Origin of the sequence: Falsiroseomonas stagni DSM 19981 (genome assembly GCF_900114315.1) — a bacterium.
Lineage (GTDB): Bacteria > Pseudomonadota > Alphaproteobacteria > Acetobacterales > Acetobacteraceae > Falsiroseomonas > Falsiroseomonas stagni.
This window is the reverse complement of record NZ_FOSQ01000021.1, coordinates 44038-68401: the sequence shown is the minus strand read 5'-3', so window position 1 is coordinate 68401 and position 24364 is coordinate 44038. Positions and strand designations below refer to the sequence as shown.

General features: G+C 70.5%; 25 protein-coding genes. 13 read left to right on the top strand and 12 right to left on the bottom strand.

Annotated features, from left to right (window positions below; all coding sequences use genetic code 11):
* Positions 1-249: transposase (locus BM041_RS28200; protein ID WP_175534017.1), on the top strand; the 249-nt coding region annotated here is incomplete at its 5' end.
* Positions 250-372: 123 nt separating this feature from the next.
* Here BM041_RS28200 and BM041_RS28195 read toward each other — a convergent pair.
* From BM041_RS28195 to BM041_RS28160, 8 genes are all read right to left on the bottom strand, one after another.
* Positions 373-2181, bottom strand: coding sequence for a heparinase II/III domain-containing protein (locus tag BM041_RS28195; protein WP_092963253.1), 1809 nt, complete (start codon positions 2179-2181; stop codon positions 373-375).
* Between the two features lie 10 nt (positions 2182-2191).
* Positions 2192-3163 carry a Bug family tripartite tricarboxylate transporter substrate binding protein gene (locus BM041_RS28190; RefSeq protein WP_092963252.1) on the bottom strand — a complete coding sequence of 324 codons (972 nt, stop codon included), beginning with the start codon at positions 3161-3163 and terminating at the stop codon, positions 2192-2194.
* Entirely contained in the window at positions 3160-3990 is an 831-nt protein-coding gene (locus BM041_RS28185) for an aspartate/glutamate racemase family protein (protein WP_092963251.1), read from the bottom strand. The genes BM041_RS28190 and BM041_RS28185 overlap by 4 nt, the downstream gene beginning before the upstream one ends.
* 167 nt (positions 3991-4157) lie before the next feature.
* A complete protein-coding gene (locus BM041_RS28180; RefSeq protein WP_092963250.1) occupies positions 4158-5132 on the bottom strand; it encodes a Bug family tripartite tricarboxylate transporter substrate binding protein in 975 nt (324 codons plus the stop codon).
* A 31-nt stretch (positions 5133-5163) separates the two neighbouring features.
* Positions 5164-5940: an enoyl-CoA hydratase/isomerase family protein gene (locus tag BM041_RS28175; RefSeq protein WP_217648876.1), complete on the bottom strand. Its 777-nt coding sequence runs from the start codon at positions 5938-5940 to the stop codon at positions 5164-5166.
* The gene (locus tag BM041_RS28170) at positions 5937-7082 is read right to left on the bottom strand and encodes an acyl-CoA dehydrogenase family protein (protein ID WP_175534225.1); all 1146 of its coding nucleotides are present in this window, start codon (positions 7080-7082) and stop codon (positions 5937-5939) included. Before BM041_RS28170 ends, BM041_RS28175 begins: the two co-directional genes overlap by 4 nt.
* A complete protein-coding gene (locus BM041_RS28165) occupies positions 7069-7788 on the bottom strand; it encodes an enoyl-CoA hydratase/isomerase family protein (protein ID WP_092963248.1) in 720 nt (239 codons plus the stop codon). Before BM041_RS28165 ends, BM041_RS28170 begins: the two co-directional genes overlap by 14 nt.
* On the bottom strand, positions 7785-9962 hold the full coding sequence (locus BM041_RS28160; RefSeq protein ID WP_092963247.1) for an acetate--CoA ligase family protein: 2178 nt from the start codon (positions 9960-9962) through the stop codon (positions 7785-7787). The genes BM041_RS28165 and BM041_RS28160 overlap by 4 nt, the downstream gene beginning before the upstream one ends.
* 48 nt (positions 9963-10010) lie before the next feature.
* Here BM041_RS28160 and BM041_RS28155 point away from each other — a divergent pair, with 48 nt between their 5' ends.
* The gene (locus BM041_RS28155; RefSeq protein ID WP_092963246.1) at positions 10011-10796 is read left to right on the top strand and encodes an IclR family transcriptional regulator; all 786 of its coding nucleotides are present in this window, start codon (positions 10011-10013) and stop codon (positions 10794-10796) included.
* A 189-nt stretch (positions 10797-10985) separates the two neighbouring features.
* Positions 10986-12311: a calcium-binding protein gene (locus BM041_RS31995; RefSeq protein WP_092963245.1), complete on the top strand. Its 1326-nt coding sequence runs from the start codon at positions 10986-10988 to the stop codon at positions 12309-12311.
* A 133-nt stretch (positions 12312-12444) separates the two neighbouring features.
* Here BM041_RS31995 and BM041_RS28145 read toward each other — a convergent pair whose 3' ends face one another.
* Positions 12445-13404 (bottom strand): ABC transporter substrate-binding protein, encoded by a 960-nt coding sequence (locus BM041_RS28145; RefSeq protein ID WP_175534224.1) that lies wholly within the window; start codon positions 13402-13404, stop codon positions 12445-12447.
* Between the two features lie 319 nt (positions 13405-13723).
* On the bottom strand, positions 13724-14488 hold the full coding sequence (locus tag BM041_RS28140) for an amino acid ABC transporter permease (protein ID WP_092963243.1): 765 nt from the start codon (positions 14486-14488) through the stop codon (positions 13724-13726).
* A 107-nt stretch (positions 14489-14595) separates the two neighbouring features.
* Here BM041_RS28140 and BM041_RS28135 point away from each other — a divergent pair, with 107 nt between their 5' ends.
* Positions 14596-15393 (top strand): transporter substrate-binding domain-containing protein, encoded by a 798-nt coding sequence (locus BM041_RS28135; RefSeq protein ID WP_092963242.1) that lies wholly within the window; start codon positions 14596-14598, stop codon positions 15391-15393.
* On the top strand, positions 15390-15782 hold the full coding sequence (locus tag BM041_RS28130) for a Rid family hydrolase (protein ID WP_092963241.1): 393 nt from the start codon (positions 15390-15392) through the stop codon (positions 15780-15782). The genes BM041_RS28135 and BM041_RS28130 overlap by 4 nt, the downstream gene beginning before the upstream one ends.
* On the opposite strand, the gene BM041_RS28125 is transcribed toward BM041_RS28130, so the two are convergent.
* The gene (locus BM041_RS28125; RefSeq protein ID WP_092963240.1) at positions 15767-16561 is read right to left on the bottom strand and encodes a creatininase family protein; all 795 of its coding nucleotides are present in this window, start codon (positions 16559-16561) and stop codon (positions 15767-15769) included. The two genes, BM041_RS28130 and BM041_RS28125, sit on opposite strands and share 16 nt — an antisense overlap.
* A gap of 2 nt (positions 16562-16563) precedes the next feature.
* Between BM041_RS28125 and BM041_RS28120 the strand changes: the two genes are divergently transcribed.
* Genes BM041_RS28120 through BM041_RS28085 form a run of 8 tightly spaced genes read left to right on the top strand, consistent with a single transcriptional unit; the run spans position 16564 to position 23387 of the window.
* Entirely contained in the window at positions 16564-17745 is a 1182-nt protein-coding gene (locus tag BM041_RS28120) for an NAD(P)/FAD-dependent oxidoreductase (RefSeq protein WP_092963239.1), read from the top strand.
* The gene (locus BM041_RS28115) at positions 17742-18755 is read left to right on the top strand and encodes an isopenicillin N synthase family dioxygenase (RefSeq protein WP_217648875.1); all 1014 of its coding nucleotides are present in this window, start codon (positions 17742-17744) and stop codon (positions 18753-18755) included. Before BM041_RS28120 ends, BM041_RS28115 begins: the two co-directional genes overlap by 4 nt.
* An 8-nt stretch (positions 18756-18763) precedes the next feature.
* The gene (locus BM041_RS28110; RefSeq protein WP_092963238.1) at positions 18764-19375 is read left to right on the top strand and encodes a hypothetical protein; all 612 of its coding nucleotides are present in this window, start codon (positions 18764-18766) and stop codon (positions 19373-19375) included.
* Complete coding sequence (locus BM041_RS28105; protein ID WP_217648874.1) at positions 19372-20184, top strand: amino acid ABC transporter permease; 813 nt, start codon at positions 19372-19374, stop codon at positions 20182-20184. Before BM041_RS28110 ends, BM041_RS28105 begins: the two co-directional genes overlap by 4 nt.
* Before the next feature lie 26 nt (positions 20185-20210).
* Positions 20211-21056 (top strand): transporter substrate-binding domain-containing protein, encoded by an 846-nt coding sequence (locus BM041_RS28100; RefSeq protein WP_092963237.1) that lies wholly within the window; start codon positions 20211-20213, stop codon positions 21054-21056.
* Entirely contained in the window at positions 21056-21958 is a 903-nt protein-coding gene (locus tag BM041_RS28095) for an amino acid ABC transporter permease (RefSeq protein WP_092963236.1), read from the top strand. Before BM041_RS28100 ends, BM041_RS28095 begins: the two co-directional genes overlap by 1 nt.
* On the top strand, positions 21955-22578 hold the full coding sequence (locus BM041_RS28090; RefSeq protein ID WP_092963235.1) for a carboxymuconolactone decarboxylase family protein: 624 nt from the start codon (positions 21955-21957) through the stop codon (positions 22576-22578). Before BM041_RS28095 ends, BM041_RS28090 begins: the two co-directional genes overlap by 4 nt.
* A complete protein-coding gene (locus tag BM041_RS28085; protein WP_092963234.1) occupies positions 22578-23387 on the top strand; it encodes an alpha/beta fold hydrolase in 810 nt (269 codons plus the stop codon). Before BM041_RS28090 ends, BM041_RS28085 begins: the two co-directional genes overlap by 1 nt.
* Positions 23388-23392: 5 nt before the next feature.
* Here BM041_RS28085 and BM041_RS28080 read toward each other — a convergent pair whose 3' ends face one another.
* Positions 23393-24355, bottom strand: a complete 963-nt coding sequence (locus tag BM041_RS28080) for a Bug family tripartite tricarboxylate transporter substrate binding protein (RefSeq protein WP_217648873.1) — start codon at positions 24353-24355, stop codon at positions 23393-23395.
* Between the last annotated feature and the right edge of the window lie 9 nt (positions 24356-24364).

Below are 24364 nucleotides of genomic sequence, written 5' to 3'. Positions count from 1 at the left end.
CACCAGACCGGCGGCAAGCTCCAGGTCCCGGAGAACATCAGCCTGCTACCATTGCCGCCCTACTCGCCCGAGTTGAACCCGGTCGAGAACGTCTGGCAGTTCCTGCGCCAGAACCAGCTCAGCAACCGGGTCTACGAAACCTACGACGCTATCGTCGATGCGTGCTGCGATGCCTGGAACGCCCTCATCAACGATCCAAGCCGCATCACCTCCATCGCCACCCGCGACTACGCACAGGTCAACCGTTGAGGGCGTTGGTATTAGACGGGTCTCTTTCGCATCCAGCCCTCGCCGGATCGCGTCGCGCATGGCTGTGCCCCTTGATGGATGGAACATAACACGAATAATGGGCCTGAGCCAGCCTTTTTGCGGTCAGGCCCAGGCCGCCAGCGGCCGGCGGATCGGGGCCAGTTGGTCGTCCCGCGCCGCCTCCCCCGGCGCGAAGGCCACCACGATCCGCGCAGCGCCCATGGCCTCCACCACCAGGCGCTGCACCCCGGTATTGGGGTTCTCCGGCGGCGGGCGGGTGGCGCTGTCCAGCGTGAAGACCGCGCCGGCGGGTTCCAGGATACGGGCTTGGAGCATGGCCGAGCCCTGGCGCAGCACCGCCGCCGGACCATCCAACGCCACCGCCGCCCGCGTATGCATCTGCCAGCGCAGCCGCCGGCCGGCACTGCCCGTCACCTCATCCGCCACCACCATCACGCGTCGGTCGAGCAGGGCGATGCCGCGCCGCGCCGAGACCAACGCCGGGTAGCCCGCGGACAGGTCCGCGACGGCGCGGGCGAAGCCTGGTTCGGACCGGAAGGCGGTGATCGCGGCGCGCGCCGCCATGGGCTGGTCGGCGCCATCCACCAGCAGCGTGTTCTGCCCCGCCGTCGCGTTGCGGTAGTAGGTGAAGCGCCGGGCCGCGCTGAAATAGCCGGGCAGGGCGTAGTCATCGGCGCCGAGGTCGATGGCGAAGCGCTCGCCGCCCGCCTCCATCACGAAGGTGCCGAGGTCGAGGTTCCCATGGTTGGCGGCGTTGTCGCCACCCTTGAAGGCGATCCAGCTCGCGGCGGGGTCACCCCAGGCGCCGCGCAGGCTCGCAGCCTCGACATGCCGGAAACGGGCATCGAGGGGCAGGCCGAGCGCCGCCGGTGATTGCCCGCCGGGCTGGTACCAGAGGAGCCCGGTGCCGGTGACGCCGGGGGCGCGGCCGATCAGCCAGGCATAGGCAGGGGCGTGGTAGCGCCGGGCCAGCCACATCAGGGCGGGGGTGTTGCGGACGCTCTCCCCGCCATCGGCGAAGTTGAAGACGCGGCCGGTGGGGCCTTCCAGATGCAGGCGGAACAGGCCAGCTTCCGCCAGGCCGGGCAGGGCGGACAGCCCCTGGTTCGCCCCCAGCGCCGTGTCCAGCGCCGCCAGCAGGAAGACCGCGTATTGGGTGGCGTAGTCCCAATAGGCAACGCCTTCGTCCCAGGCGCCGTCGGGCGCGTAGGACGCCAGCGCCGGCCGGGCGGCGGGGAGGGCGAGGGAGAGGATCTCCGCCGCCAGCGTCGGCGCATCCTCCGCCACCGCCAGCGCGCCGCAGACCAGGCCGCCCATGCAGACCAGGGCCCAGTTGTGCGTCACGCGCGTCCAGAAGGCGCGGCTGCGGAAGCCGTCGAGCCCGGGGCGCAGACCCTTCGCGATGATGGCGTCGCGCGCCATGGCGCGGTCGGCCTCCGGCCAGGCGGCGTGGCACCAATCCAGCGCCAGGGCGAAGGCGGTGGTCATCTCCGCCACATCGAGGAAGTGGCTGGGGTTCCAGTCTGGGTAGGCGGCCGCGGCGCGCATCTCCGCCGCCAGGCGCGCGGCGTAGCGGGGATCGGCGGTGAGGAGGAAGGCGACGCCCAGTGCCTCCGTCCGGCGGAGGATGTCCCGGGACGTCGGCAGCAGCACCGGGCGCCGCGCCTCGAAGCGCCGTTCCGCCGGCGGGCGGGCCAGCAGGCCATCGGCATCGCGCAGCAGGGTGGTGCGCCAGCGGCGGCCGGCGGGCTCCGCTTCCAGCCGCGCCGGCAGGGTCGCGACCTGCTCCGGCGTGGTCAGCAGGCGCGGATGGACAGGGCGTAGCGTGGCGAGCAGCCCGGCGCCCTGGGCGCAGGCGGGCACGGCAAGGCAGCCAGGCAGGGCGAGCGCCGCACGGCGGGTCAGGGCCATGCGGCGAAGGCTACTCTGGCCGCAGCCCCGCCGCACGGACGGAGTCGCGCCAGCGCTCCAGATCCTCCGCTATCATGGCGGCGAAGGTTTCGGGGCTTTCGGAGGGGGCGGGTTCATTGCCGGCTTCCACCATCGCGCGGGTGACCGCGGGAGTGCGCACCGCGGCGGCGGCGTCCCGGTGCAGGCGCTGGATGATGCCGCGGGGCGTGCCGAGCGGCGCGAGGATGCCGTACCAGTTATCCGCCTGGAAGCCGGGATAGGTCTCCGCCACCGTCGGCACATCGGGCATGGCGGCGGCGCGACGGAGGTTGCCGACGGCCAGCGCCCGCGCATTGCCCTGCGTCACCAGCGGCAGGGCGACACCGATGCCGAGGAAGGCCATGTCGATGCGTCCGGCGATGAGGTCCGTCAGCAGCGGCGCGGCGCCCTGGTAGGGGATGTGCAGCATCTCCGCGCCGCCGCGGGCGGCGAGCGTCGCAGCGCTGAGGTGGTTGATGCTGGCGGGGCCGGCGGAGCCGTAGGTGAGCGCCCCCGGCCGGGCCTTGGCCAGCGCGATGAGGGCGGCGAGGTCCCGCGCCGGCAGGTCCTTCCGCACGACGAGCGCGGAGGGCGAGGAGACGAGTTGGCAGACGGGCGCGAAGATCCGCAACGGCTCCAGCGCTGCCTGGCCGCGCGCGAGCGGACTGATGGAGACGGGGCCGGGCGAGGCGACCAGCAGGGTGTAGCCATCCGGCGCGGCCTGGCTGACATGCAGCGCGCCGATGGTGCCGTTGGCGCCGCCGCGGTTCTCGATGACCACGGGCTGGCCGAGGAGTTCGGCCATGCGGGCGGCGATGGGCCGCGCCGCCAGGTCGATGGGCCCGCCCGGCGGCCAGGGCACCACCAGGCGGATGGGCCGGGTGGGGTAGCCATCCTGTGCGCGGGCGATGGACGGGGCGAGGATCGCGCTGGCCAGCAGCGCGCGGCGGGTCGGGCGCATCATTCCAGCGCCCCGATCGCCTTCCAGGCCTTGTCCATGCCGTAGAAGCGCATGACGTCCGCGACGCGTGCCGGCGGCGGACGCCAGTTCTTCTGGCCGTGGCGGCTGCGCGTCAGGCCGAATTGCCGCTTCATGTCCACCATCATCTCCGCCAGCTTGTAGGTGGCGGCGATGCCGTCGATGACGGGGATGTCGTCCACGCGATGGACGCCGTTGGTGGTCAGGAAGACGTTCTGCGGCATCTCACCGGGGATGATCACGTCGCATCCCGTGTTCTTCGAGAAGTCGCGCACGGTTTCCTTGAAGCGGGAGATGACGGCATCGGGCGTCGCGAAGCCGCCGAAGATCTCCTTGTAGGAATAGCCGGAGGCGACGGTCCCCGCGAAGCAGGCGCCGAGGCCGATGCTGTCGAGGAAATCCTTGATCTCATTGCCCAGCTGGGGCGCGAAGCGGGTGATGCCGAAGCGGTAGCCATACATGGTGGCGAGGTGCGCGGCGGCTTCCAGGTAGTTGGCGACGGGAATATCCACCAGGGACCGGATTTCCGGCAGCATGACGCCGGAGAGGTAGCTCATCACGAAGGCATCGTAGCCCTGCTGTTCGGCGGCATAGGCCGCCGCCATGGGCTGCGCGCGATGCATCAGCGCCAGCGGGCGGAACTGCAATTCATCGATCGGATAGTCGGTGGCGTATGTGCCCTTCAGGATGCCGTGCATGACGATGTCCGTGTCGGGCCGCACGACGGAGGCGAGATGCTTCTTCGTTGCCGCCGCGTATTCCGGCAGGTCCTCGAAGATCACCAGGCCCTGGTGCCAGATCTTCATCGCCATGTTGGTGTCTCCCTTGAAGCACCCTTCGATTCACGCCTTCGGGTGCTCGGCGGCTGCGCCGCCTGCGCCCTTCGGCGATCGAAGGGTCGTGTCCTTGAAGCACCCTTCGATTCACGCCCTCGGGTGCTCGGCGGCTTCGCCGCCTGCGCCCTCCGGCGATCGAAGGGTCAGCCCACCTTGATGCCGGTGGCGCGCGCAAGCTCACCCCAGCGTTGCAGGTCCGACGCGATCTTGGCCGCGTATTGCGCGGGGGTCGTCGCCTCGATGTCGAAGCCCTGGGCGCGCAGCGTGGCGGTCAGGTCCGGCGCATGCAGCGCCGCGGCGATGTCGCGATGCAGCCGGTCCACGATGGCGGAGGGGGTGTTGGCGGGGGCCATGACGCCGTACCAGGAGTTCACCTCGAACCCCGGCAGGGTTTCCGCCACCGTCGGCAGATTGGGCAGGCCGCTGGACCGGCGTTCGGTGGAGACGGCGATGGCGCGCAGCGTGCCGGCCTGCATCTGCGCGACGGCACCGGCGAAGTTGATGAAGGCGAAGTGCAGCCGCCCGCCGAGCAGGTCCGTCACCACCGGCGCCGCGCCCTGGTAGGGTACGTGCAGCAACTGCACGCCGCCCATCATGGCCAGCATCTCCCCGGCCAGGTGCGTGGTGCTGGCGGGGCCGACGGAGCCGTAGGACAACGCGCCGGGCTGCGCGCGGGCCAGCGCCAGCAATTCCGTCACGCTGTTCGCCGGCACGTCGGGCCGCACCACCAGCACGATCGGGCCGGAGACGAGCTGCGTGATGGGCGCGAAATCGCGCACCGGGTCGAAGGGGACACTCGAGGAAAAATTCGGGCTGATGGCGATGGGCCCGACATGGCTGAAGAACAGCGTGTAGCCATCCGGCGCCGCGCGGGCGACGGCGGCGGCGCCGATGGTGCCGTTGGCGCCGGGGCGGTTTTCCATGACCACGGGCTGGCCGAGCGATTCCGACAGCCGCTGCGCCACGGGGCGCGCGACCACATCGGCGGGGCCGCCCGGCGTCCATGGATTGATCAGGCGGATGGGGCGGGCGGGCCAGGGTGCTTGCGCTTGGGCGAGGCTGGGCAAGGCGAGCGCGGCGCCCGCGCCGAGCATGAACCTGCGTGTGGGTCCTGGCATGTTGTTGTTCCTCCCCTTGTGGCCGGTCGCTTCAGCGGCCGGTGAATTGCGGTTTTCGTTTTTCCCGGAAGGCACGCGCGGCTTCCAGCCGATCCTCGGTGTTGAGGAGATGCGTGAGGAGATCGACTTCCAGCCGCATGCCGTCGCGCAGCGGCAGATCCTGCGCGGCGCGCACGGCTTCCTTGGCGAAGGCCATGGCGGTGGGCGGGCGGGCGGCGAGGCGGAGGGCCAGCGCCTCCGTCTCCGCCGCCAGATCGGCGCGGGGCACCACGCGGGTGACGAGGCCGATCTCCCGCGCGCGCTTCCCGTCGATGCGGTCGCCCGTCAGGATCATGTCCAGCGCCTGGGCGAGGCCCACCATGCGGGGCAGGCGCTGCGAACCGCCCACGCCGGTCATGATGCCGAGCCCGGTTTCCGGCAGGCCGAAGCTCGCATCCTCCGCCGCGATGCGGATGTCGCAGGCGAGTGCGACTTCGAGGCCGCCGCCAAGGCAGTGGCCATGGATGCTGGCGATGATCGGCTTCTTCGTGTGGTCGAAGGGGCTGATCCAGCTTTCCGGCACCCGCGCCTGGCGGTAGGCGGGCGGGGAGGGGACCTCCACGAATTCCTTGATGTCCGCGCCGACGCAGAAGGCACGGTCACCCGCGCCCCGGACCACCACCACGCGCACATCGGGATCAGCCTCCGCCGCGCGCATCGCGGCGGCGAGGTCGGCGCGGAGCTGCATGGAGAGCGCGTTCATCGCCTCCGGCCGGTTCAGCGTGACCCAGGCGATGTGGTCGCGGGTCTCGGTGAGGACCGTGCTCACTTCACCAGCTCCCGCGCGATCACCATGCGCAGGACTTCGGACGCCCCTTCGCCGACCCGGTAGTGGCGGACATCACGGTAGAAGCGCTCCACCGGCACGCCGCGCATCAGCCCGGCGCCGCCATGGATCTGCACCGCGCGATCGGCGACGCGGCCGACCATCTCGCTGCAGGCGAGCTTGCAGATGGCGGCGAAGTTGCCGAGGTCCTCGCCGGCCGCCGCCTTGCGGAGCGTTTCGTAGAGGAAGGCGCGGGAGACCTCGATCTCCGCATGGCTGTCGGCCAGCATCCACTGGATGGCCTGGCGGTCCGCCAGGCGCTGGCCGAAGGTGCTGCGCTGCTTCGCGTGCTCGATCGACATCTCCAGCAGCCGATCCGCGGCGCCGATGCAGGCGGCGGAGACGCCGAGGCGGCCATTGCTCAGCGACCCCATCGCGATGGCGAAGCCCTGGCCGGGATCGCCGAGCAGCGCCTCATCCGGCACCACGCAATCGGTGAAGGTGAGTTCGCCGAGCTTGATCGCCTCCGACCCGATGGTGGTGTCGATGCGCGTGACGTCGAAGCCCGGCGTGCCGCGTGGCACGAGGAAGGCGCCGATGCCGCCGCGGGCGCGCTGGGCGGGATCGGTGACGGCCATCACCATCACCACATCGGCGGCGTGGCCGCCGCTGATCCACTGCTTGCGGCCCTCGATCTTCCAGCCGCCTTCGACCTTCGTCGCACGGGTGGTGATGGCGGCGGCGTCCGATCCGGCGCCGGGCTCCGTCAGGCCGAAGGCGGCGCGGAGGCGGCCGGTTGCCAGGCCCTTCAGCCAGCGATCCTTCTGCGCCGCCGTGCCGTGGCGGGCGATGGCGATGGGCGTCAGGCCGCTGGTCGCGTCCAGCAGCAGGGTGAAGCAGCGATGGCTGCGCGCCACTTCCTCCATCACCAGGCAGTAGGTGGGAAGGTCGGCGCCACCGCCGCCATCGGCTTCCGCCAGCAGCATGCCGAGCCAGCCCTGGCCACGCATCAGGTCCCAGGCCGCGTCGGGGATCTCGCCTTCCGCATCGATGCGGGCGGCGAGGGGTTCGAGCTGGTCGGTGACGAAGCGACGGATCGGGCCGCGGAGTTCGGCCAGTTCGGGGGAGAGTTCAGTGCGCATCATGGGGACCTGTGGCATGGGCGGCCTCGGCGGCCTGCGCGGCGGCGATGATGCGCGCGCGCAGCGGGCCGTTCAGCCAGCTCTTGTTGGTGGCATAGGCGGTGGGATCCATCGCGCCGAGCGCGGCTGCGCGCCCCTGCGCGGCCTCATCCAGCGCCGCATCGGCGTGCACCGCATCGGCAAGGCCCGCGCTGAGCGCCGTGGCGGCATCCATCGGCTGGTTCGCCTGCATCAGCCGATGCGCCGCCTGGCGGCCGCCCCGTGACTGGATGATGGTGACGCCGAGCGGCGAGGGCATGGCGAGCGCGATTTCCGGCATGGCGATGGAGGCGCCGGATTCGAGAATGACCTCATCCGCCATCAGCGCCAGCATCGCGCCACCGCCGACGCATTTGCCGCGCACCACGGCGACCACGGGCTTCGGGCAATCCAGGACGGCGAGGATGCTGCGGAGCAGGAGGGCGCGGCGGAGCTTCTTCGCCTCCGGCACCGGCAGGCCGAGATCCTCCCGCAGATCGGCCCCGGCGCTGAAGACGCGGCCGCCCGCGCCGGCCAGCATCACCGCGCGCGTCGTGCTGTCCCGCGCCGCGTCCGCCAGCGCGGTGACGAGCGCATCCTGCAGGGCGCGGGACAGGGCATTGGCGGCCTGGGGCCGGTTGAGGGTGAGGCGGAGGACGCCGTGATCGGTGCGGTCGATGAGAAGGGTCATGGCGCAGCGTCCCGCGTCACGACCAGCGCGTCCAGCACCCGGATGCCGGAAGGCAGCACGGCGATGGGGTTCACGTCGATCTCCTCGATCATGTCGCCGAGATCGGTGGCGAGCCAGGAGAAGCGCGCGATGGCGTCCGCCAGCGCCGTGATGTCGCACGGCGGCGCGCCGCGATGGCCGTGCAGGAGCGGTGCCAGGCGCAGCGATTCCAGCGCCTCGGTCGCCTCCACCGCCGTGACGGGCGGCAGGCGGAAGGTGACATCGCGCAGGACCTCCACCAGCGTGCCGCCGAAGCCGATGGTGAGCACGGGGCCGAAGGTGATGTCGCGTGTCAGGCCGAGCAGCATCTCCTGCCCGCCCGACACCATTTCCTGCACCAGAACGCCCTCGATCCGTGCGTCGGGCGCGTAGGCGCGGGCATTGGCGATGACGGCCGCGAAGGCGTCGCGCACGGCCTCCTCCCCCTGGAGGTGCAGGCGCACGCCGCCGGCTTCGGTCTTGTGGGGGATGTCGGGGGAGAGGATCTTCAGCGCGACCGGGCCGGCGATCTGCGCGGCCTCCGCCACCGCATCCTTCGCCGTCGTCGCCACGCCCTCCCGCGGGCCATGCAGGCCGTAGCAGGCGAGGACGGCGCGGGAGGCGGATTCGGTCAGCGCACCGGCCGGCGCGGCCGCAAGAAGCTGCCGCGCGCGGGCCGTGTCCAGGCCTGCGGGCCGCGTGGGCGGCGCGGTGCGGCGGCGGAGGAAGGCGGCCCAGTCCATGCTGCGCGCCAGCGCCTGGGCGCAGGGCAGCGCATCGCGGAAGACGGCATGGCCCTCTCGCACCAGGAGTTCCGGCGTCAGCGTGGGATCGGCGGCGGAGCGGCCGGTCCAGAGGATCGCGACAGGCTTGTCGGAGGCTTCCGACAAGGCGGTGACGGAGCGGATGTCGTCATTCGGCGCGATGGTGATGACAGGCACCAGCGCATCCACGGCCGGGTCGTCCAGGATGATGGCTGCCGCCTTGGCGAAGGTGTCCTTCGTGCCGATGGCGCCGGCGCTGAGGTCGGTCGGGTTGTTCACCGCCGCGAAGCCCGGGATCAGCGTCCGCAGCTTCGCCGCCGTCTCCGCCGCGTAGTCGGGGAAGCCGATGCCGACGCCCGCGGCCTGGTCCGTCAGCGCCACCAGATTGCCGCCGGAGATCGCCAGCGCCGCCGCGCCATGCCCTGCCGGGCGCTGGCGACGGCGCAGCAGCATCGCGACCTCATAGAGTTCGCGCGCATCATTCACGCGGATCAGGCCGAGCTGCCGCGCCGCCGCATCGAACACCGCATCCGATCCGGTGATGGCGCCGGTGTGGGAGGCCGCGGCGCGCGCGCCTGCCTCGGTGCGGCCGAACTTGATCAGTGCGATGGGCTTTTCGAGTTCCGCGGCCCGCGCGGCCAGCAGGCGGAGCCGCGCACCGTCGCGGATGCGCTCCGCCAGCATCAGCACGACCTTGGTGTGCGCGTCCTCCAGCATGAAGGCGGCGTAGTCCAGCAGGTCCATGTCCGCGTCGTTGCCGCTGCTGACCTGGTAGGAGATGCCGAGGCCCATCTCCTGCGCGCGCCACATGACATTGACCTGCGCGGCGCCACCGCTCTGTCCCACCACGCCGATGTCGCCGGCGGCGCGACGGGGACCGCTGATGGTGGCGGTGGAGGTCAGGGCGAAGCCGTCGACGAAGTTGATCATGCCGTTGCAGTTGGGGCCCATGATCCGCACGCCGCCCGCGCGCGCCACCCGCACCAGTTCCGCCTGCGCCGCCAGGGTCTGCTCCGTGCCCAGTTCACCGAAACCGGAGGAGAAGACGGTGGCGTAGGGGATGCCGAGGCGACCGCATTCGGCCACGGCATCGATGCAGGCCTTTGCCGGCAGCACGATGCCGACATGGTCGGGGCGGGCCGGCAGGGCAGACAGGTTCGGGAAGCACGGACGGCCGAAGACCGTCGGCCGGTTCGGATTCACCGGGAAGGCATCACCCGTGAAGCCGAAATCCAGCATCTGCCGCAGGCAGCGGCCGCCGAACTTCCCGAGGTCCTCCGTCGCCCCCAGCAGCGCTACCGCTTTCGGGGCGAAGAAGGGCCGCAGATCGGGGAAGCCGTGGCCGGTCAGCGGGCCAGGTTTGAATTCGGTGTGCGGATTGGCTATTTGCATAGTGGGTGAAGCGTCGCGCCGCGGCCGGCCGGCGTCAACAGGCCGCCCATGCGCTGCAGCATCGCGGAATGGGGAGGCGTGATGGGGGACGGGAAGGACCGGCAATTCGTCACCGCGCTGGCCCGAGGCGTGGAGGTGCTGCGCTGCTTCACGGCGGCGCGACCGGAACTCGGCACCACGGAAATCGCGGCGATGACGGGCCTTGCGCAATCCACGGTCTGGCGGCTGTGCCACACGTTGCAGGGCATGGGCGTGCTGGTGCCGGGGCGGGACCCCGGGCGGCTGCGGCCGGGGTTCGGGCTGCTTTCCCTCGGCTATGCCGCGCTGGCGAAGGGGGGCATCGCGGAAGTCGCGCAGCCGGCCATGCAGCGCATCGCGGACCGCTTCGGGGTCCAGTTGTCACTGGCCGCGCGGCAGGATGACGTGATGCTGATCGTGGCGCGGGCAGAGGCGCCGACCATCCTGCGCCTGTCCTTCACCGTTGGCGCCACGCTGCCCATCGCCACCACGGCGCTGGGCTGGGCCTGGCTGGCGGGTGTGGATGCGGCGACGCGCGATGCGGTGCTGGCGCGGCTGGAAGGCGGCATGCGGGCGGAGATCGCAGCGGCGCTCGACCATCATGCGCGACGCGGCTTCGTGCTCAACCTTCGGCGCGCCCATCCCGACGTGAATTCCATCGGCGTGCCGGTGGTATCGCCGGATGGATCGCGGGTGATGGCGCTGAATTGCGGCGGGGCGGTTTCGGTCGTCACGCCTGAACTGCTGGCCGGGCCGGTGGCGGAGGCGGTGATGGCGCTGGCGGCCAGCCTGGCACCCGCCCTCGGCGACGCCTGAGCGCGCCATGACGCAACGGGGATTGATGGGCGATAACTCATCCCTGGTCCGGGCCGGCTCTTCCGTACCTGCATCCTGCGCCGCCTCTCGCATGGCGGCTCGCCGTCGACAGGGGCGTCACTCCCGTCCATGAACTGATGCGAAAATCCAGAAAACTCTCGTAAAGACGACGCAGGACAAGGAGCCCGCGTGGCACAAGGGAAGCGAACCAGATCCGGAGTGACTCCCTTGCCCGAGTACCAAGCGCCGAAGCCGCCGAAGCTTCCACCTGCGCCGGTGGTCACCAATGACAGCATTACTGGCACCGTTGGCAACGATGTCTTCCTTGGTGGTACCGGCAATGACACGTTCAGCGGTGGTGCCGGCCTCGACACGGTCGACTACTCACGCGCCGGTACGCAGATCACGCTCAAGTCGCAGGGCGTCATCGACAAGGCGGCGGGCGGTTCCGATCTGATCGCCGGCGTGGAGAGCATCATCGGTGCCGTCGGCGTCGCCAATCTGATCGATGGCTATGTCGCGGGTGCGCAGACCACGAGCTTCATCATCGACCTTGCGGCCAATGCGCTGACGATCAATGGCATCCCCTATCTGGGGTCGGTGAGCTTCGGCGTCACGAACTTCGTCGATGTTCGCGGCACGGCGAATGGCGACATCATCACCGGCAGCACGCTGGACAACCGCTTCTTCGGCAGCGCTGGCAATGACGTCTATAACGGTGGGGCCGGCTTCGACACGCTGGACTACACCACCCTCGGCACCGCCGTGACGCTGACGTCGCAGGGCTTCATCGACAAGGGTGCGCTCGGCACCGATGTCATCTCGAATGTCGAAGCGATCCTGGGCGCGGCGGGCCTGAACAATGTGATCGATGGAACCGTGGCCGTGCCGGCCACCCAGACGACGAGCTTCGATGTCGACCTGGCCACGGCACGACTTACCGTCAGTGGTATTCCGGGCCTTGGCAGCGTGACCTTCCGTGTCGAGTCCTTCAGCAGCGTGATCGGCACCCGGAACGCGGACAAGGTCCTGGGCGATGGCCGTGACAATCGCCTGGAAGGTGCTGCGGGCAACGACACGCTGGGCGGTGGCGCCGGCCAGGATGTCCTTGTCGGCGGGTCTGGCGCGGATCGGCTGGAGGGTGGCAACGGCGACGATGTGCTTATCGGTGGCGCCGGGGCCGATGTACTCGTCCTGGGCGCGGGGCGCGATGTGGTCGTCCTGCTTGCGCGGGAGGCTGAAAGCGACCAGATCCTCGATTTCTCCGCCCGCGATGATGACATCCAGCTGTCAAGCGCGGGCTTCGGCCTTGCCGTGGGGGCGTTGCAGTCCGCGAACTTCGTCGCCAGCCGGGCGGGAACGGCCACAGCTGCCCGCGCGCAGGTCGTCTATGATACCGATGACGGGATGCTCTACTTCGATGCGGACGGATCGGGGCTGGGCGCTTCGGTGCTCCTCGCGAAGTTCGCCGGCGCGCCGGCGCTGTCCCTGGCGGATATCTCGATCATCGCCTGAAACGGCACGGATGGAATTCGGGTGGTCAGCGAAGGGCGCTGATCCCCAATCCCATCGACGAGAGATCGGGAGGGTGTTGAACCCTCTCCGCGACGATGGCCGCTGATGCCGGATCTGGCCCTTTCGGTGCGCTCTATCGGCCCCGGCGCAGGTCCACCGGCGGCAGGAAGTCCGGCGTGAAGACCTCCGCCGCCCCAGGCCTGCGCGGCAGTTCCATCGCCTCCGCCAGCAGCGTGATCCCCTGGGCCAGCCGGGCCGGGTGCGCGTCCCCGATGCCGAGCACCGCGCCCTCCGGGTGCCCCATCTCCCTTGCGATGGTGCCGCGCCAGCGCTTCGACTCGATCCGCAGGTCGATGTCCGGCGCCACGCGGCGAACGGCTTCGACGCCGCGGCCGGGGTCCGCCACCGCCGCGGCGAAGCCGCGGGCCACCGCATCCACCAGCGCGCGCAGCACCTCCGGCTCCCGCTCCACCAGGTGGCGCGACGCGATCAGGGCGTTGCCGTAGAGGTCCGGCAGCCATTCGGCGTAGTCGAGGAATCGCAGGGAGCCCACCAGGTTCAGCTTCGCCGCTTCCAGCGAGGCGATGATGGTGTTGGCGAAGCCGAAGATGCCATCGGAGGCATCACCCACGATCATCTGGCGCACCTGTTCCGCCAGCGTCGCCTCCGACGGCTGGATGCGGACGCTGCGGGCATCGAGGCCGACGGCGCGGGCAAGGGCCGGGAAGGCCAGCAGCGCGGCATCCCGCGCATGGCCCGTCAGGATGCGGCCGCCGAGATCCACGGGATGCTGCGCGGTGCCGGCGACCGGCACGGCGATGGCCAGCGGCGTGCGGTTGAAGCCGACGAACACCGCCTGCGGTCCGCTGCCCGGTTTGCTGTGGCCCAGCCGCATGACGAGTGCGGAGAGGTCGCCATAGGCAAGGTCGCAGACATCCTCCGCCATGTCCGCGACCACGGCGGCGGCGCCGTTGCCGGGCAGCCACTGCACGGCGATCCCGGCTTCCGCCAGCAGCCCGTCCGCCTCCGCCAGCAGGAAGCCGGCATGGGGACCGCAGAAGCCGGTATTGAGGCGGATGCGGAGGCGTCTCATCAGGCGGCTCCCGTCATGTGGGGCGGCGGGCCCGGGCGCGTGGCGATGGCGCGGGTGGAGGCAGCCTGCGCGGGAGAGAGGCGGTCGCTGACGGCATCGCCGGGGGCGCTTCGCCCGGCCGCCGGCCGCGGCCGGCCCAGGGGACGCGCGCGGCCAACCCGTGCCGGCATCGGCGGGGGCGGCATGGCTCGTTTCTGGCCTGGGCAGCGGATGAAGTCGGACATGCTGTGCGGCGGCCATGCAAGGTCCATACCGCTGGCGGGGCCGACGGGCAGTGCCGCCGGCTGCTCCGGGCGGCCGTCGCGCTGCGGGGCGGGCTTCAGCCGACGCGTCGCACGCCCTGGTCCGCGCCCATCTTCTTCTCCAGCCACCGCACGGCGAAGGAGATCGCCAGGATCAGCACCAGGTATTCGAGGATGAGGATGGTGTAGAGCTCCAGCGGCCGGAAGACCGTCACCACCAGCTCATTCGTCTTCCGCGTCAGCTCCTGGTAGCCGATGACGCTGGCGAGCGAGGACATCTTCACGACGTAGATGAACTGGTTGGCGATGGGCGGCAGCACGCGGCGGATGGCCTGGGGCAGGATCACGAAGCGCATGCGCTGCCAGGGCGTCAGGCCCAGCGCCATCGCGGCCTCACGCTGTCCCTGTTCCACGGATTGGATGCCGGCGCGGAAGATCTCCGCCTCGAAGGCGCTGTCGCAGATGGCAATCGCCAGCATGGCGGCGACGAAGACATCGAGCCGGATATCGAGCACCACCGGCAGCCCGTAGAAGACCCAGAGGATCATCACCAGGATGGGGATGGAGCGGAACAACTCCACATAAATGCGATTGGTCCAGCGGGCGACGCGGTATCGCGCCATGCCCAGCATCGCCACGCCCAGCCCCAGTACGACGGACAACAGCATGGTGGCGAGGCTGAGGGAGATGGTGGCCCAGAAGCCCGACAGCATGAAGGAGAGGTTGGCCTGGCCGCGGGCATCGCGGGGGTCCACGACGTGCCAGCCCCAATTGCCGCCGCAGGCCGAGAGCAGGGGCAGTGCCACGAACAGCAGCAGGAAGGCGCGCGCCTTGAGTGTCATGCGAAGCCCTGCCATCCGAATCCCGGCGCACCCGTTGCACCTGTTCAACCGTTGTCGCACCCTTACCTGTCAAAGCAAGTCCCGACCGCCCGCCTGAGGAGATCCCCATGCAACGCCGCTTCCTTCCCGCCGCCGCGGCCGCCGCCGCCGTGGCCATCCCCGGCCAGGCCCTCGCCCAGGCGGCGGGGTCGTCCCGCCTCCAGGCCATCCAGTCCTCCGGCCGCATCCGCTTCGGCACCACGGGCGACTTCAACCCGATGAGCTTCCGCGACCCGGCCAGCCGCGAATACCGCGGCCACCAGATCGATTGCGGGCAGCGCCTGGCGCGGGACATGGGCGTGCGGGCGGAATTCATTGCCACCGACTGGCGCACCCTCATCAACGGGCTGGTGGCGGACCAGTATGACGTGGTCTGCACCGGCACCTCCATGTCCGTCGCCCGTGCCATGGCGGCCAGCTTCACCATCCCCTGGGGGCGCAACGCCTTCGTGCCGCTGGTGCATCGCCGCAACGCCAACCGCTTCGCCAACTGGGATGCGATGAACCAGCGCGGCGTGACGATCGGCACCAACCTCGGCACCACCATGGAGCAGTTCGTGCAGCAGGGGCTGCCCAACGCGACGCTGCGGCGCGTGGAGAGCCCGGCGCGGGACTGGCAGGAACTGCTGGGCGGCCGGGTGGATGCGACCATGTCCTCGATGATCGAGGCCGCGTTCCTGACCAAGGAATACCCCGACCTCGTCGCCATCTTCCAGGACAGCCCGCGCAACCCGATCCCCATGGCCTTCCTGAGCCCGCTGAACGATCAGGTCTTCACCAACTTCCTGAACGCCTGGATCACCATCAGCACGGCGAATGGCTTCTTCGCGGAGACCAACGCGAAGTGGGGGATCGTGCAGGGGTGAGCCCTCGGCAAAGCCACAGCACCGACCGGTCATGGGAGGTCGCCTGCGGCTACAGCCGGGCGGTGCGCGTGGGGCCCTATGCCGAGACAGCGCTGTGCAGTCCCTGCGCGCCGGATGGCACGGTACTGCACCCCGGTGATGTCTACCGGCAGACGCTGGTGTGCCTCGACATCATCCGGGAGAGCCTGGAGGCGGTGGGGATGACGATGGCGGATGTGGTGAAGACCCGCATCTACGTCGTTGATCCCCAGCACTGGAAGGATTCAGGCCGCGCGCATGGCGAGGTCTTTGCCGATATCCGGCCCGCCCTCGGCTGGGTCTACATGAGCAGCTTCTTCGCCCCCGGCATCACCGTGGAGGTGGAGGCGACGGCCTACCGCGCCGGGTGATCCGGCGCGGCCTCAAAGGCCGCGAAGAGGTCCGCCACATCGGCCGTCGCGGCTTCCAGCAGCGCGTGGCCGTGTTCCGGGCGGGCCAGCGACGGATCGCTGCCGATGAGGCCGTCCGGGAACATCGCCCGATGACGGGCGGCGTCCAGGTGGCGGTCCCCGCCAGGGTCATGGAGCGGGTCGGCGGCCAGGGGGTGCCAGGCGGGCCAGGCGCCGGGCGGGGCGGCAAGCTGGGGGTGCAGCGCCATCGTCAGCGCGATCTCGGACGGGGTCGCGTGGAAACCCTCCCGCTCTCCGTAGAGGTCGCGGCGCAACGCGGCGACGCGCGGCCCGTCCCACCAGGCGCGAAGCTTCACGGTCAGGGGATGCGGCGGCGCGAGGCGGCCTTGCGAGATCTCCGCCATCACTTCCTGCACCGCCGTCTGCGCCGGGGCGATGTTCCCGCCATGGCCGGTCAGCAGCAACACGCGACTGAAGCCGCCAAGCGCGAGGCTGGTGAGGATATCCGCCAGTACGGCGACGAGGGTGGAGGGCCGCAGGCTCGCGGTGCCGGGGCGGCCCAGGTGGAACTGCGCCTGGCCATAGGCGAGGACGGGGGCGCTGACGCCGCCCGCGCGTGCGGCCGCACGGTCCGCCACCGCCTCGGCGCAGATCGTGTCCGTGCCGATCAGGCCGGGTGCGCCATGCTGTTCCAGGCTGCCGAGTGGCAGGATGATGCTGCGCCGGCCCTCGGCGAATCGGGCTTCGAGGGCCGAGAGGCTCAATTCGGCGAGGCGCATCGATGACTTCCCTGACGGCGCGAATCGCCGCCCTGCTTGATGGTCGCACGGACCGGCCGCGGCGCATCGCGGTGGTCGGCGCCGGGGTGCTCGGCCTGACAACCGCCTGGGCGCTGGCGCGTCGCGGCCATGCGGTGACGGTGCTGGATGCCGGGCCGATCCCGAATCCGGAGGGATCCTCCTTCGACGAGGGGCGCATCATCCGCCACGCCTATGGGACGATGGAGGGCTACGCGGCGATGATGCCGGCAGCCTTCACCGCCTGGCGCGCCCTGTTCGCGGAGACTGGGGCCGACCGCCTGGTGCCGGCGCGCGCGATCTATGCGCTGCGGGAGGAGACGCCCTGGCAGGGGGCGGTGGCGCGGAGTCAGGCGCGGCATGGGCTGGGCTTCACGGCGGTGGACCCCGCGACGATCCCGGTGCTGAACCCCGATGGCGTGATCCGCGCCATGGAGGTCGCGGGTTCGGGCATGCTGCTGGCGGCCCCGATCCTGGCCGACCTGGTCGCGCTGCTGCCGAGCCTCGGCGTGGTGCTGCGGCCGTGCAGCGTCGTGGCGGCCTGCCCGGAAGGCGGGCCGGTGCTGGCGGATGGCACGCGTATCCCCGCCGATGCCACGCTGGTCGCGGCGGGGGCGGGGGTGCTGCGCCTGATGCCGGAGGCGGCACGGCGGTTCGGGCTGCGGGCATCCTTGCAGACGGTCGCCTACCTCGAACCACCGCCAGGGCTGTGGGAGGATGCGCCGATGCTGCTCTGCCGGTTGCCGGGGCACCCGACGGGGGGCGTCTATGTGCTGCCGCCGCGGGCGGGAACGCGCCTCAAGATCGGGGATTACGACACATCGGCCACCGTGTCGCCGGATGCGCCGCGCGACCCGCCCCGTGCCGGCCGGGTGGCGGCGCTGCTCCATGCCGGAGCGCGGGCCATTGCGGGGTTCGGCGCCCATCGCGTGATGGGCGCGCGGCACTGCCTCTACACCATGGCGCCGGAGGATCGCTTCGTGCTGCAGCCGGTGGCGGCGGGCGTGACGCTGGCCAGCGCCTGTTCCGGCCATGGCTTCAAGCTGGCGCCGTTGATGGCCCTGGGACTGGCCGCGGGGGTGGAGGGGCAGGTGACGGCCGAGCACCTCGCTTTCTGGGCGAGCGGGCGGGAGGGCGAGGCTTCCGCTGCAACCGCATCCGCATGATGATGCGGCGACAGGAGAAGCACCCCATGGCCTATGCGACCGCGAAGCAGATCGCCGTCAGCGAGATCCCCGTCATCGACATCGCCGCGCTGGTCGCGGGCGATGCCGCCGGCAGCGAGGCCGCGGGCCGCGCCATGCGGGAGGCGAGCGAGCGGATCGGCTTCTTCTACGTCGCCAACCACGGCATCCCCCAGGCACTGATCGACGGCGTCTTCGCCCGCGCGCGCGACTTCTTCGCGCTGCCGGAGGACGCCAAGGCCTCGGTCAAGGTCAACAAGCGCCATCGCGGCTGGATCGGCCACGGCGGCGCCAAGATGTATACGGGTGCCAAGGTCGATCTGAAGGAGAGCTTCGTCTTCGGCCTCGAACTGCCGGAAGAAGACCCCGATGTCGCCGCCGGCACGCCGCTGATGGGGCCGAACCAGTGGCCGGAGGCACTGCCCGCGCTGCGGGAGACGGTCTATCCGTATTACGAGGCCGTGCTGGGCCTGGGGCAATCCGTGCTGCGCGGCCTGGCTCTCAGCCTTGGCCGCGATGCCGGCTTCTTCGCGCAGCGCTTCGCGCGGCCCTTGGCGCGCGGATCGCTGATCTGGTACCCGCCGCAGCCGCCAGACCTGGGGCAGGACCAGTTCGGCGTGGCGCCGCATACCGATTACGGCGGGTTGACCTTCCTGTACCAGGACATGACGGGCGGGCTGCAGGTGCGCAGCGCCAGCGGCGACTGGGTGATGGCCCACCCGATCGAGGGCACCTTCGTGGTGAACATCGGGGACCTCATGCATCGCTGGACCAATGACCGCTTCCATTCGAACCCGCATCGCGTGGTGAACACCTCCGGCCATGCGCGGCAGAGCATCGCGGTCTTCTACGACCCGGGCTTCCACACCGTGGTCGATCCGCGCGACCTGCTGGATGATCCGGGCCAGGCGAAGCATCCGCCGGTGGCCTGCGGGGAATGGGTGGTGGGGCGCTTCGACAAGGCGTTCCGCTACCGGGCGCCGGCGGCCTGAGGCGTGCCGTGGAGGAAGGGCGCACCCCGCTTCTCAAGCCGGATTTCCGCTATGTCGAGGCCCCGCGCCTGGACGCCTTCCGCCGGGAGGACTGGCAGTTGCTCGGCCGGCAGCGCCGGATCTTCGATGCAGAACACCAGGCGGCGCATGCGCTGCGCCTGCTGGAAGCGACGGCCGGCGATCCCGCCTTCGGCTATCAGGTGAACAACTACCGCCACAGCATCCAGGCGGCGACGGCGGCGATGCAGGACGGGCGGGACGAGGAGTATGTCGTCGTCACGCTGTTCCACGACGTCGGCTTCACCGTCTGCCCCGGCAGCCACGGCGCCTTCGCCGCCGCGATGCTGTCCCCCTATGTCAGCGATGCCAGCCGCTGGATCCTGGAACGCCACCAGATCTTCCAGTCCCACCACTGCCACGATCATCCGGATGAGGCGGTGGACCCCGATGGCCGCGAACGCTGGCGGGGCCATCCCCATTTCGCTGCGACCGCGGAATTCGTGGAGCGGTACGACATCACCACCATCGCCGCCGGCCTGCCGGAAGCGCCGCTGGCGGTCTTCGCCCCGATGGTGAGGCGCGTGCTCGCCCGGCCGCCCCGCCTGATCGCCCCGGCGTGAGGCCCCCGCCCGCCGCGGCACGATGGCGGCAGCGGCGCCGCGCGCTGCTCGACATCGCGCAATTCGCCGTCTTCGCGGCGGGGCTCGTCTGGCTGGTAGCCTCTGGCGCGGCGGGGATGGGCTACAACTGGCAATGGCATCGCGTGCCGCGCCATCTGTTCCAGGTCTTCGAGGGCGAGTTCTTCCCCGGCCCCTTGCTGAAGGGCCTGGTGGTGACGCTGGAGATCAGCGCCATTGCCCTGGTGCTGACCATCGTCATCGGCCTCGGCGCCGCGATCCTGCGGCTGTCGGGATCGGTCGCCGGGCGGTGGATCGTGCTGGCCTATGTGGAGGCCATCCGCAACACGCCGCTGCTGGTCCAACTCTACATCGTCTATTTCATCCTGGCGCCGATCCTGGGCCTGGATCGCTTCTGGGCCGGGGTGCTGGCGCTGGCGATCTTCGAGGGCGCCTTCGCCGCCGAGATCTTCCGGGGTGGCATCCAGGCGGTGCGCCTGGGCCAATGGGAGGCCGCCTGGACCCTTGGCCTCACGCGCGCGCAGGCCTATCGGTTGATCGTGCTGCCGCAGGCGCTGCGCGTCATCCTGCCGCCGCTGGCGGGGCTCGGCGTGTCGCTGATCAAGCATTCCGCCATCGTCAGCGTCATCGCCATCTTCGACCTGACGAATGAAGGCCGGAACGTCATCAGCGACACCTTCATGACCTTCGAGATCTGGCTGACCGTCGCGGCGCTCTATCTATGCGTGACGGTCACGCTGTCGCTTGCCGTGCAGGGGCTGGAACGCCGGCTGCGCGGCACCGTCGCCTGAACGAACCACAACGAGGAGAGAGAACCATGGGCTGGATCACGAGACGCTTCCTGGCACCCGCCGCCGCCGCCGGCGCCGCCGTGTCCATCACCGGCACCGCCCAGGCGCAGACCGCCGATGCGCGGGCTGCGCTGGCCGCGAGCTCCGTCATCGAGGAGATCAAGCGCCGCAATTCGCTGCGCGTCGGCATGTCCACCTTCGTGCCCTGGGCCTTCCGCAATCGCGCGGGCGAGCTGATCGGCTACGAGATCGATGTCGCGACCAGGCTGGCGCAGGATATGGGCGTGCGCGTGGAATTCGTGCCCACCGCCTGGGACGGCATCGTGCCCGCGCTGCTGGCGGGACGCTTCGACATGATCATCGGCGGCATGACGGTGACGGCGGCGCGCAACCTCTCCGCCAACTTCACCAATTCCTACTCGGCCTCCGGCGTCGATCTCGCGGCCAGCCGGCGGCTGGCGGAGGGCATGACGACGATGGAGGCCTGGAACCGGCCCAACGTCACCATCAGCGGCCGCCGCGGCACTTCCGCCCTGGCGGCAGCCCAGCGGCTGTTCCCGCGCGCGACCTTCCGGCAGTTCGACGACGATGCGCAGTCGGTGCTGGAAGTGGTGAATGGCCGGGCGCATGGCATGGTCGGGTCCATGCCCCGCCCGCGCTTCGCGGTGCTGGAGAATGAGGCCGCGCTGTTCAGCCCCTTCGCCCAGCCGCTGGCGCGCCAGATCGACAGCATGGCGCTGCGCAAGGGCGATCCGGATGCGCTGAACTTCCTCAACAACTGGATCGCGTCGCGGCAGTTGGATGGGTTCCTGGAGGAGCGCCAGGCCTACTGGTTCCAGAACCGCGAATGGCGTGACCAGGTCCCGGGCTGATGCAGCGACCCGGTGGACCTTATGCGCGGGGCAACCCGCGCTTCGGCCTGCTGGACGCGGCTCTGCTGGCCGTCGTGGTCGGCGCGCTGGGCTTCCTGGCCTGGCGCGCCGGCGCGGCGCTGGATTATCGATGGAATTTCTGGCCCGTGCTGGGCTTCGTCGCACGGCAGGATGCGTCGGGCGCCTGGGTCGCGAATCTGCTGCTGCAGGGCGTGATGACGACGCTGCGCGTATCCTTCTGGGCGGCGATCGTCGCGGCGGTGGTCGGCACGCTGATGGGCATCGCGCGCTGTGCGACGGCGCTGCTCCCGCGCCTGGTCGCCGGCGCCTATGTGGAGACGATCCGCAACATCCCGCCGCTGGTCTTCATCTTCGTCTTCTACTTCTTCGTCACCGCGCAGATCGTGCCGGCGCTGGGCATCGAGGACTGGATCCGGCGGCAGGATGACGACACCTTGCGTGTGATCGGCTGGTTCTTCGGCCCGCCGCAGCAGGCCGCGGGCGTGATCGCCGCCATCCTCTGCCTCGGCCTGTTCGAGGGCGCCTATGTCGCGGAGATCGTGCGCGGCGGCATCCAGTCCCTGCCGCGCGGCCAGTGGGAGGCGGGGCAGGCGCTTGGCCTGTCGCGCATCAGGCTGTTCCGCCTGGTGATCCTGCCGCAGGCCGTGGCGCGCGTGGTGCCGCCGCTGGCGGGGCAGGGGATCAGCCTGGTGAAGGACAGTTCCATCATCTCCCTGGTTTCCATCCAGGACCTGTCCTTCCTGGGCAACGAAGTCGCTGCCACCACGGGCCGGGTCTTCGAGACCTGGCTGATGGTGGCGCTTTTCTACTTCATCATCTGCGCCGTGCTCTCCGCCGCTGCCGCGCGGCTGGAACGGCGTTTCTCCACGAGGAATGCATGACCGACGAAGCGAACCCCGCCTGGATCCGCCTGGTGCCCTATGGGGAAAGCGAGGGCTATCTCCGTACGCTCTATGACCGCGTGAAGGGGCCGGGCGGGAAGATCGACAATGTGATGCGCGCGCACAGCCTGCGGCCGCACACGATGGAGGGGCACAGCGCGCTCTACAAATCCGTCCTCCACCACACCGGCAATTCCACGCCCGTCTGGTTCCTGGAATGCCTGGCCGTCTACACGAGCCTGTCGAACCGCTGCGACTATTCCGTGGCGCACCACTTCGCCGGCCTGTCGCGCCTGCTGGCCGATGAAGCCCGGGCGGGTGCGATCTACAAGGCCTTCGCCGCCGCGCAGCCGGAACGCGTCTTCCAGGGCAAGGAACTCGCGCTGCTGCGCTATGTCCGCAAGCTGACGCTTGATCCGCAGGGCATGGTGGAAGCCGATGTCGCGGCACTGCGGGAGGCCGGGGCGAATGACGGGGAGATCCTGGAGGCCAACCAGGTCTGCGCCTATTTCAACTATTCCAACCGTCTGCTGAACGGGCTGGGCGTGACGACCAAGGGGGATATCCTCGGCACATCGCCGCCCAACACTGATTCCCTCGACGATTGGGAACACCAGTGATGCCCTTCGGCGCGACGCGCCACGCAACGGCCGATGATGGCGTGGTGCTGGCCTATGGCATTGCGCCGGCGCGCCGGCCGGGGGCGCCGCGCATCGCGCTGCTGCATTCGCTGGCGCTGGACCGGCATTTCTGGAACGGCGTTGCCACGGCCATCGACGGGCAGGCTGACCTGCTGGCGATGGATTGCCGCGGCCATGGGACCTCCGGCCGCGATGCCGGGCCGTTCCCGGTCGGCCGCATGGCGGATGACCTGGCGGTGGTGCTGAACCATGCGGGCTGGGACCGGGCGCTGGTCTGCGGCTGTTCCATGGGGGGCACCATCGCGCTGGCCTTCGCCACGGCGCATCCCGCGCGCTGCGACGGCTTGGTCGCGATCGACACCACGGCCTGGTACGGGCCGGACGCGCCCAAGGCCTGGGAGGATCGCGCCGCGAAGGCAGAGGAGGGCGGCATGGCGGCGCTGCTGCCCTTCCAGCACGCTCGTTGGCTGAGCCTTGGCTTCCGCGAATCGCACCCGGAAGTCGAGGCCGCCGCCGATGCGGTATTCCTGGCGAATGACGTCGCCTCCTACGGCGCCGCCTGCCGGATGCTGGGCACGACGGACCTGCGGGAGGCCATCACTGCCATCCGCATGCCGACGCTGGTGATGGTCGGCACGGAGGATGGCGCGACGCCGCCCGCGATGGCGGAGGAGATCGCCCGGCGCATTCCGGGCGCGATCCTTCAACCGCTGGAGGGCGCGCGGCACCTGACGCCGCTGGAACGCCCGGCGGAGATCGCGGCGGCGCTGCTGCGGATGGCGCGGTAGCGGCGCTATTCCGCGGTGATGCGGGCGCGCGCCGCGACGTCGCGCCACTGCGGGACCTCCGCCCGCATGCGCTCCGCCAGCCGCGCGGGGCCGTCCAGCAGCAGCTTGGCGCCGCTTTCCTCCATGCGCGTCGCCAGGACGTTGCCGCGTGCGAGTGGCGCCATCTCCGCCGCCAGGCGCTGCACCACGGCGGGCGGCGTGCCGCGCGGGCCGAACATGGCGTACCAGATGTTCAGGTCGAAGCCCGGGACGATCTCCGCCATGCTGGGTACGTTCGGCAGCACGGGGCTTCGCTCACGACTGGTGATCGCGATGCCGCGCAGCCTGCCGTCGCGCAGATGGGGCAGCGCATCGATGGTGCCGGCTACGACCAGATCCGTGTCGCCGGACAGCAGCGCGGTCGTCGCCTGGGCGGCGCCGCGATAGGGCACGTGCAGCAACTCGATCCCCGCCCGCGTGGCGAAGAGCGCGCCGCCCATATGCGTGGTCGATCCGACGCCCGACGTGCCATAGGTGATCGCGTCCGGCCTCGCCTTGGCCCGCGCGACCAGGTCCGCGAGGTCCCGGATCGGGTGGTCCGGCCGGGTCATGATCACCATGGGTGCATCGCTGATGACGGTGATGGGCACCAGGTCATGGATCGGGTCATAGCCGGGGTTGCGCATCAGCGCCGGCGCGATGGCGACGCCGGAGGTCGAGACCAGCAGCGTGTGGGGGTCATTGGTCGCCACGACTTCCCGCGCGCCGATGGACCCACCTGCGCCGGGGCGCGTTTCCACCAGGACAGTCTGGCCGAGGGCGCGGCCGAGATGGTCCGCGAGGAAGCGTGCCGGCACCTCCACCGGGCCGCCGGGGGCGAAGGGGACGATGAATCGGATGGTGCGGCTGGGCCATGGGGTCTGTGCCAGGGCGGGCAGGGGCAGGGCAAAGGCGGCCCCCATCAAGGCACGGCGGGTCATGCGCATCATTGGCGTTCC

Excerpts from the sequence above, each read along its gene's own strand:
- BM041_RS28145 (WP_175534224.1), bottom strand. The coding sequence starts at position 13,404 with ATGAGACGCCTCCGCATCCGCCTCAATACCGGCTTCTGCGGTCCCCAT.
- BM041_RS28160 (WP_092963247.1), bottom strand. The coding sequence starts at position 9,962 with ATGCAAATAGCCAATCCGCACACCGAATTCAAACCTGGCCCGCTGACC.
- BM041_RS28085 (WP_092963234.1), top strand. The coding sequence starts at position 22,578 with ATGCCCTTCGGCGCGACGCGCCACGCAACGGCCGATGATGGCGTGGTG.
- BM041_RS28115 (WP_217648875.1), top strand. The coding sequence starts at position 17,742 with ATGATGATGCGGCGACAGGAGAAGCACCCCATGGCCTATGCGACCGCG.
- BM041_RS28140 (WP_092963243.1), bottom strand. The coding sequence starts at position 14,488 with ATGACACTCAAGGCGCGCGCCTTCCTGCTGCTGTTCGTGGCACTGCCC.
- BM041_RS28080 (WP_217648873.1), bottom strand. The coding sequence starts at position 24,355 with ATGATGCGCATGACCCGCCGTGCCTTGATGGGGGCCGCCTTTGCCCTG.
- BM041_RS28120 (WP_092963239.1), top strand. The coding sequence starts at position 16,564 with ATGACTTCCCTGACGGCGCGAATCGCCGCCCTGCTTGATGGTCGCACG.
- BM041_RS28125 (WP_092963240.1), bottom strand. The coding sequence starts at position 16,561 with ATGCGCCTCGCCGAATTGAGCCTCTCGGCCCTCGAAGCCCGATTCGCC.
- BM041_RS28095 (WP_092963236.1), top strand. The coding sequence starts at position 21,056 with ATGCAGCGACCCGGTGGACCTTATGCGCGGGGCAACCCGCGCTTCGGC.
- BM041_RS28135 (WP_092963242.1), top strand. The coding sequence starts at position 14,596 with ATGCAACGCCGCTTCCTTCCCGCCGCCGCGGCCGCCGCCGCCGTGGCC.
- BM041_RS28165 (WP_092963248.1), bottom strand. The coding sequence starts at position 7,788 with ATGACCCTTCTCATCGACCGCACCGATCACGGCGTCCTCCGCCTCACC.
- BM041_RS28090 (WP_092963235.1), top strand. The coding sequence starts at position 21,955 with ATGACCGACGAAGCGAACCCCGCCTGGATCCGCCTGGTGCCCTATGGG.
- BM041_RS28155 (WP_092963246.1), top strand. The coding sequence starts at position 10,011 with ATGCGCTGCAGCATCGCGGAATGGGGAGGCGTGATGGGGGACGGGAAG.
- BM041_RS28100 (WP_092963237.1), top strand. The coding sequence starts at position 20,211 with ATGGGCTGGATCACGAGACGCTTCCTGGCACCCGCCGCCGCCGCCGGC.
- BM041_RS28190 (WP_092963252.1), bottom strand. The coding sequence starts at position 3,163 with ATGATGCGCCCGACCCGCCGCGCGCTGCTGGCCAGCGCGATCCTCGCC.
- BM041_RS28170 (WP_175534225.1), bottom strand. The coding sequence starts at position 7,082 with ATGATGCGCACTGAACTCTCCCCCGAACTGGCCGAACTCCGCGGCCCG.
- BM041_RS28195 (WP_092963253.1), bottom strand. The coding sequence starts at position 2,181 with ATGGCCCTGACCCGCCGTGCGGCGCTCGCCCTGCCTGGCTGCCTTGCC.
- BM041_RS28185 (WP_092963251.1), bottom strand. The coding sequence starts at position 3,990 with ATGGCGATGAAGATCTGGCACCAGGGCCTGGTGATCTTCGAGGACCTG.
- BM041_RS28180 (WP_092963250.1), bottom strand. The coding sequence starts at position 5,132 with ATGCCAGGACCCACACGCAGGTTCATGCTCGGCGCGGGCGCCGCGCTC.